The organism is Flavobacterium sp. (genome assembly GCF_044373165.1).
Taxonomy (GTDB): domain Bacteria; phylum Bacteroidota; class Bacteroidia; order Flavobacteriales; family Flavobacteriaceae; genus Flavobacterium.
In genome coordinates this window covers 1-7,232 of record NZ_JBILQL010000102.1, presented here as the reverse complement: position 1 = coordinate 7,232, position 7,232 = coordinate 1, and the positions used below count along the sequence as shown (strand labels likewise).

Sequence of the window (7,232 nt, the reverse complement as noted above, 5' to 3'; positions counted from 1 at the left end):
TTTACTTTCTGCTTTAGAGGGATATGCCATCACTTCGGTTCGTATCGAAGGCGTTGAGCATGAGTTCTCTACTATTTCAGGAGTGGTAGAAGATGTAACCGAAATTATCCTTAACCTTAAGCAAGTACGTTTCAAACGTCAAATCGAAGAGGTTGATAATGAAACCGTTTCCATCTCCATCTCAGGAAAAGACCAAATTACAGCAGGTGACTTCCAAAAGTTCATCTCCGGATTCCAAGTGTTAAACCCGGAATTGGTAATTTGTAACCTTGACAGCAAAGTTAATCTTAACATGGAACTCACTATCGAAAAAGGTCGTGGTTATGTTCCTGCTGAGGAGAACAAAAAACAAAACGCAGCTATCGGTACCATTTTCATAGATTCCATTTTTACTCCGGTAAAAAATGTGAAATACGCCATTGAAAACTTCCGTGTGGAGCAAAAAACAGATTATGAAAAATTGGTTTTTGAAATCAAAACCGATGGTTCAATCAATCCTAAAGATGCCCTAACAGAAGCTGCTAAAGTTTTAATTCACCACTTTATGTTGTTCTCCGATGAGAGAATCACCTTGGAAGCTGATGAAATTGCTCAAACAGAATCTTACGACGAAGAATCATTACACATGAGACAACTATTGAAAACCAAATTGGTGGATATGGACTTGTCAGTAAGAGCCTTAAACTGTTTAAAAGCAGCCGAAGTTGACACGCTTGGAGATCTTGTATCTTTCAACAAAAACGACTTAATGAAGTTCCGTAATTTTGGTAAAAAATCACTTACCGAGTTAGATGAGTTGGTAGCCAACAAAAATCTTACTTTCGGAATGGACTTGAGTAAATATAAACTAGATAAAGAATAAATTACTTCATATTTTGCTCTCCAAAGCGGATCGTAGCAAGATGAAGGTTAAAAAAAGTACGTCATGAGACACGGAAAAAAAGTAAATCACTTAAGCAGACAGACTGGACACAGAAAGTCTATGTTGGCTAATATGGCTTGTTCTCTTATAGAGCACAAACGTATTATCACTACTGTTGCTAAAGCCAAAGCGCTTAAACAATTTGTTGAGCCGTTAGTAACCAAATCTAAAGAAGATACTACGCACAACAGACGTATCGTTTTCGCTTATATCAGAAACAAATATGCAGTAACTGAATTGTTCAGAGAAGTTGCCGCTAAAGTAGGTGACCGTCCGGGAGGATACACTCGTATCATCAAGTTAGGAAACCGTTTGGGAGATAACGCTGATATGGCTATGATCGAGTTGGTAGACTTCAACGAACTATACAACGGAGGTAAAAAAGAAGAGAAAAAAGGTAGAACCCGTCGTGCTAAAAAAACGACTGCTACTGAAAAAGCTCCTGTAGCAGCAGCGCCTGCTGTTGAAGCAGCTCCGGTTGTAGAAGATGTAGTGGAAGAAACTCCGATTGCAGAGGTTGTTGAAACACCTGTAGTAGACGAAGCTCCTGCAGTAGCAGAAGTGGAAGAAACTCCGGCTGATGAAACGCCTGAAGCTCCGGCCGACGAAGAATCTAAAGAAGAGCAAGCCTAATGGTGGCCCACTCTTAAATATAAAGGATAAACAGTTTTGTTTATCCTTTTTTTTTTGCCCTAATTTGAACACTGGAGAAGATCAGGAGCGAATGGCTCGGGATTTATCAGCGTTCCATTTTCCCGCTGTTTGCACTACATGGTAGACGCGTCCATCGGGGCTAGCAAGGAAACTAAAGGAATGTTTATAAACTTTTATAAATCCGTTTTAAAATCACAACACAATAAAGTAATTTTGCCACAAACAAACAACAACTAACACACACAACACAACAATGAAGTATACTACAAGACCACAAGCCTTACTACTACTGGCCGACGGAACAATTTTTTACGGCAAATCCATCGGAATCTCAGGTAAAACTTTCGGCGAAGTTTGTTTCAACACCGGAATGACAGGTTACCAAGAAATCTTTACCGATCCGTCTTATTTCGGACAAATCATGGTAGCCACCAATCCACACATCGGAAACTACGGTGTCAACGCCAACGAAGTAGAAGCCGATCAAATCATGATCTCTGGCTTGGTTTGTAAAAATTTCAGTTTCACCCATTCACGCCCCGATTCTGAAAGCAATCTCTACGACTATTTCGAAAAGCAAAACCTAATCTGCATTTCAGATGTCGATACCAGAGCTTTAGTAAGCTATATCAGAGATAATGGCGCACAAAACGCCGTAATCTGTACCGATGGTACTTCGGTAGATGAACTAAAAACGCTATTGGCTCAAGTGCCCGATATGAAAGGCTTAGAGTTGGCCTCCAAAGTATCGGTAACCGAACCGTATTTTTTCGGAGCAGAAAATGCCTCATATAAAATTGCAGCCTTGGACTTAGGCATCAAAAGAAATATCTTGAGAAACTTGGCCAAACGCGATTGCTATATCAAAGTGTTTCCGTACAACACTTCGTTCAACGACTTAAAAGCTTTCAATCCCGATGGCTATTTTTTGTCTAACGGACCAGGCGACCCTGAACCATTAACTGAGGTAATCGCAACAGCCCAACAAATGATTGCTTCCGACAAACCCGTATTCGGGATTTGTCTCGGACACCAAATTATTGGTTTAGCCAACGGAGTTTCTACCTATAAAATGTTCAACGGTCACCGCGGTATCAATCATCCGGTGATGAATATACTTACCGGAAAAGGAGAAATCACTTCGCAAAACCACGGATTTGCAGTAAACCGTGAAGAATTAGAAAAACATCCAGATTTAGAAATTACACACTATCACATCAACGACAATACGATTGCCGGGATGCGTATGACATCAAAGGACTGTTTCTCGGTACAATACCATCCGGAAGCCAGTCCGGGACCACACGATTCCTCTTACTTATTTGATGACTTTATCACTCTTATCAAAAAAACAAAAACCGTTCTTGAAGTATAGCGCCATTTGCCTTTGACTGATTGAATTTTAAATAGGGGAATTATTGATTAACAACGTATTTGTCATGGATGTTTTCAAATTCCCCATTGTTTTTTAAAAAGGTACTATTGGTAACAAACCAACTGTTATATAATACTTTCTTGGCAGACTGTATAGCGTTATACACCTCGTAAAACGAATTCTTTTTAATATTATAACTCCGAACAGTTTTGTTGTAGTTGGCAACAGTCTCGTTGGTTTGTGGTGCTTTTGAATTTTTTAAGGCCTGAAGCACATTATACTCATCCACATAATCATTAAATAAGTTCGCAAATTTTGCCTTTTGCCCATTAATAAAATGCGAGTATTTGATATTGGCCTTATTGAGAGAGTTGTCTTTAAAATTATTATTGTATAGTGTGGTTTTAACTATAGTAGCTTGGTGCATTATTTCAATACTATTCAAACAATCTGCAAATCCTTTTTTATCTCGAGCCAATATTACTGAGGTCAGTTTTTGATCAATGACATTGATTTTATAAAACAACATGTTTTGGTGGGCATTGTATTCTAAAACATTTTTACCAACCGGACTCTTGAAATTTATATTGTATTGGGTTCCAAACGCTTTTTTGCTGCTTTCATAATTCTTTATCGCTCCAAAATAATTGGCTTGGTCTGATTCTTTTTGTGACAGATTTATGCCGATTTCATCTAAGGTTAAAGTGCTCTGATACTCATAATCATTTAAAATTAAACTCCCGTTCAACAAGGATTCAATAGTTTTCTGATTCATTTTGATAAAACTGTCTCTAAGTAAGGTGTTGTTTTCAAATCCCTTGTTGTTGATTCTCAAATTCACATTAATACTTTCCAGTTTTTCAATAATTTTCCCGGCAGTAGACTGCGATCTAGAAGCCAATTGGGTTTCAACTATGCTGATGGAATAATCCATCAACGACTTCTTCACAAACATTTCGTTTTTTCCGAAATCATCCATATAGGCATTGATGAAGCGGTAATCTTGAGCATGGTTAAATGTAGGAATCAAACCAAAAAGAATCAATCCGATTAAACCAAAAAGGTGGTTTTTGTATTTTTTTTGAGGGATAGAATTTTTCATGTCAATTTGGATTTAAAGATTCAAGTAAAATTAGCCTGACTCAGCTTGAAATGTGTTGTGTAATGTTATTATAAACTTGTATAATTAATGGTTAAATTGAAGTATCCCAATTTTTGACTCAAACTAAAACGTTTGCGTTTATAAGTTGTGTAAATAATTAAGAATCGGTTTTTTAAATTTCATAAATTTGTGAACCTATTTAAAATCTTAAAACAAATTAAAATGAGCATAATCATAAAAGTACATGCGAGACAAATTCTTGACTCCAGAGGGAATCCGACTATTGAAGTTGATGTAGTTACAGAAAACGGCGTTTTAGGTCGTGCTGCAGTGCCGAGTGGTGCTTCCACCGGAGAACACGAAGCGGTTGAATTACGCGATGGCGGTAAAGCCTATATGGGAAAAGGAGTTTTAAAAGCGGTTGACAATGTTAATACTAAAATTGCACCTGAATTAATGGGTGTTTCGGTTTTCGAACAAAACCACATCGACCAATTGATGATCGACTTAGACGGAACAGCCAATAAATCTAACTTAGGCGCCAATGCCATTTTAGGCGTTTCTTTAGCGGTAGCCAAAGCCGCTGCTAACGAGTTAGGCTTGCCTTTATATCGTTACGTGGGCGGTGTTTCTGCCAATACGTTACCGGTGCCAATGATGAACATCATCAACGGTGGTTCTCACTCTGATGCACCCATTGCTTTCCAAGAGTTTATGATTATGCCGGTAAAAGCCCAAAACTTTACCCACGCCATGCAAATGGGAACCGAGATTTTCCATAACTTGAAAAAAGTGTTACACGACAGACATTTGTCAACTGCTGTAGGCGATGAAGGTGGTTTCGCTCCTAACTTAGCCGGTGGAACAGAAGACGCGTTGGATACCATTAAAAAAGCAGTCGAAAATGCCGGTTACAAATTCGGCGATGAAATCATGATAGCCTTGGATTGTGCTGCTTCTGAGTTTTATGTAGACGGGAAATACGATTACACCAAATTCGAAGGCGCCACCGGAAAAATAAGAACCTCTAAAGAACAAGCCGAATATTTGGCTTCTTTGGCCACGAACTATCCGATTATTTCCATCGAAGACGGTATGTACGAAGACGATTGGGAAGGTTGGAAATACTTAACCGAATTAATCGGTGATAAAACGCAGTTAGTAGGTGACGATTTATTTGTAACTAATGTTGAACGCCTTTCAACCGGAATTCAAAAAGGAATTGCCAATTCTATCTTGGTAAAAGTAAACCAAATCGGTACTCTAACCGAAACGATAGCTGCCGTAAATATGGCACATAATGCGGGTTATACTTCGGTAATGTCACACCGTTCAGGAGAAACAGAAGACAACACGATTGCCGATTTAGCAGTAGCGTTAAATTGTGGTCAAATCAAAACGGGTTCTGCTTCGCGTTCAGACCGTATGGCTAAATACAACCAATTGTTAAGAATAGAGGAGGAATTAGCCAATACGGCTTATTTTCCCGGTGTAAAAGCTTTTAAACAAAAGTAATTTCTTCACTTATAATAATAAAAAGCATCTCGTTTTGGGGTGCTTTTTTATTTGACTAAATGTCGATTTTCGATTTTTTATTTTCAACAGAGAGTACTACTTTTGCGCATGCAACACAACGTACTTATTTTAGATTTCGGTTCGCAATACACACAACTTATTGCACGCCGCGTTCGCGAATTAAACATATTCTGCGAAATTTTCCCTTACAATCATTTTCCGGATGATTTATCGACCTACAAAGCAGTTATCCTTTCGGGTAGCCCTTATTCTGTGAGAGCCGAAGACGCTCCTCATCCTGATTTATCTCAAATTCGCGGCCAAATGCCTTTATTGGCCGTGTGTTACGGGGCGCAGTATTTGGCGCATTTCAATGGTGGTGAAGTCGCTCCGAGTAACATTCGGGAATATGGTAGAGCCAATCTCTCATTCATCAAAGACGATGAAGCTTTTTTTGAGGAAGTAGCTTTAAACAGTCAGGTTTGGATGAGTCACAGCGACACCATCAAGCAACTACCAACTAATGGAGTATTATTGGCCAGTACCAAAGACGTGGAAAATGCCGCTTATCGCATTGAAGGAGAAAAAACGTATGCCATTCAATTCCATCCTGAAGTTTACCATTCTACCGATGGCAAGCAAATCCTGGAAAATTTCTTGGTTAAAATAGCGGAAGTGCCTCAAAACTTTACGCCTAACGCTTTTGTAGAAGATTGCGTCAAAGAATTGCAAGACAAACTCAAAGAGGATAAAGTAGTTCTTGGCTTGTCGGGCGGAGTCGATTCTACCGTAGCAGCCGTATTATTGAACAAAGCCATCGGCAAAAACTTGTATTGTATTTTTGTGAACAACGGTTTGTTGCGCAAGAATGAATTCGAAAATGTTTTGCACCAATATAAAGATATGGGCTTGAATGTAAAAGGAGTAGATGCTACTGATAGATTCATGGAAGCTTTAGCCGGAGTAGAAGATCCCGAAGCCAAACGAAAAGCCATCGGTCGCGTGTTCATTGAAGTCTTTGACGACGAAGCGCATCGCATTGAAGATGTAAAATGGTTGGCACAAGGCACTATTTATCCGGATGTGATCGAATCGGTTTCGGTAAAAGGACCAAGTGCTACCATCAAATCACACCATAACGTAGGCGGTTTACCCGATTATATGAAACTTCAAATTGTAGAACCATTGCGTATGCTTTTCAAAGATGAAGTACGTCGCGTAGGCAAAACATTAGGCATTGACCCGGAACTTTTGGGCAGACATCCGTTCCCGGGACCGGGATTGTCCATCCGAATTTTAGGAGCCATTACGCTCGAGAAAGTCAGAATCCTACAAGAAGTAGACGCTGTTTTTATTAACGGTTTAAAAGAACACGGATTGTACGATAAAGTTTGGCAAGCCGGAGCCATTTTATTACCGGTGAACAGTGTAGGTGTAATGGGTGATGAGCGTACATACGAAAAAGTAGTAGCGCTGAGAGCTGTTGAGTCTACTGACGGAATGACTGCGGATTGGGTGCATTTGCCATATGAGTTTCTGATGAAAATCTCTAACGAAATTATCAATAAAGTAAAAGGTGTGAATCGTGTGGTATACGATATCAGTTCAAAACCACCCGCTACTATAGAATGGGAATAGTTTTTGTTAACACAAAATAGTTGATG

General features: G+C 39.2%; 5 protein-coding genes and 1 pseudogene. 5 read left to right on the top strand and 1 reads right to left on the bottom strand.

Features of this window, described 5'->3' with window-relative positions; all coding sequences use genetic code 11:
• The 3 genes and pseudogenes from ACIQ32_RS10855 to carA all read left to right on the top strand — a co-directional run.
• Nucleotides 1-862, top strand: an 862-nt coding sequence (locus ACIQ32_RS10855; protein WP_396195710.1) for a DNA-directed RNA polymerase subunit alpha, incomplete at its 5' end; no start/stop codon positions are given.
• A gap of 63 nt (nucleotides 863-925) precedes the next feature.
• A pseudogene (rplQ, locus tag ACIQ32_RS10850) lies at nucleotides 926-1,408 on the top strand (50S ribosomal protein L17); the annotation flags it as partial.
• 421 nt (nucleotides 1,409-1,829) lie between these two features.
• Entirely contained in the window at nucleotides 1,830-2,951 is a 1,122-nt protein-coding gene (carA, locus tag ACIQ32_RS10845) for a glutamine-hydrolyzing carbamoyl-phosphate synthase small subunit (RefSeq protein ID WP_396195709.1), read from the top strand.
• 40 nt (nucleotides 2,952-2,991) lie between these two features.
• On the opposite strand, the gene ACIQ32_RS10840 is transcribed toward carA, so the two are convergent.
• Nucleotides 2,992-4,053, bottom strand: a complete 1,062-nt coding sequence (locus tag ACIQ32_RS10840; protein WP_396195708.1) for a hypothetical protein — start codon at nucleotides 4,051-4,053, stop codon at nucleotides 2,992-2,994.
• A 222-nt stretch (nucleotides 4,054-4,275) separates the two neighbouring features.
• Between ACIQ32_RS10840 and eno the strand changes: the two genes are divergently transcribed.
• Together eno and guaA are read left to right on the top strand one after the other, a co-directional pair.
• The gene (gene eno, locus ACIQ32_RS10835) at nucleotides 4,276-5,568 is read left to right on the top strand and encodes a phosphopyruvate hydratase (protein WP_396195707.1); all 1,293 of its coding nucleotides are present in this window, start codon (nucleotides 4,276-4,278) and stop codon (nucleotides 5,566-5,568) included.
• A 108-nt stretch (nucleotides 5,569-5,676) separates the two neighbouring features.
• Nucleotides 5,677-7,206 (top strand): glutamine-hydrolyzing GMP synthase, encoded by a 1,530-nt coding sequence (gene guaA / locus ACIQ32_RS10830; protein WP_396195706.1) that lies wholly within the window; start codon nucleotides 5,677-5,679, stop codon nucleotides 7,204-7,206.
• The last annotated feature ends 26 nt before the right edge of the window (nucleotides 7,207-7,232 follow it).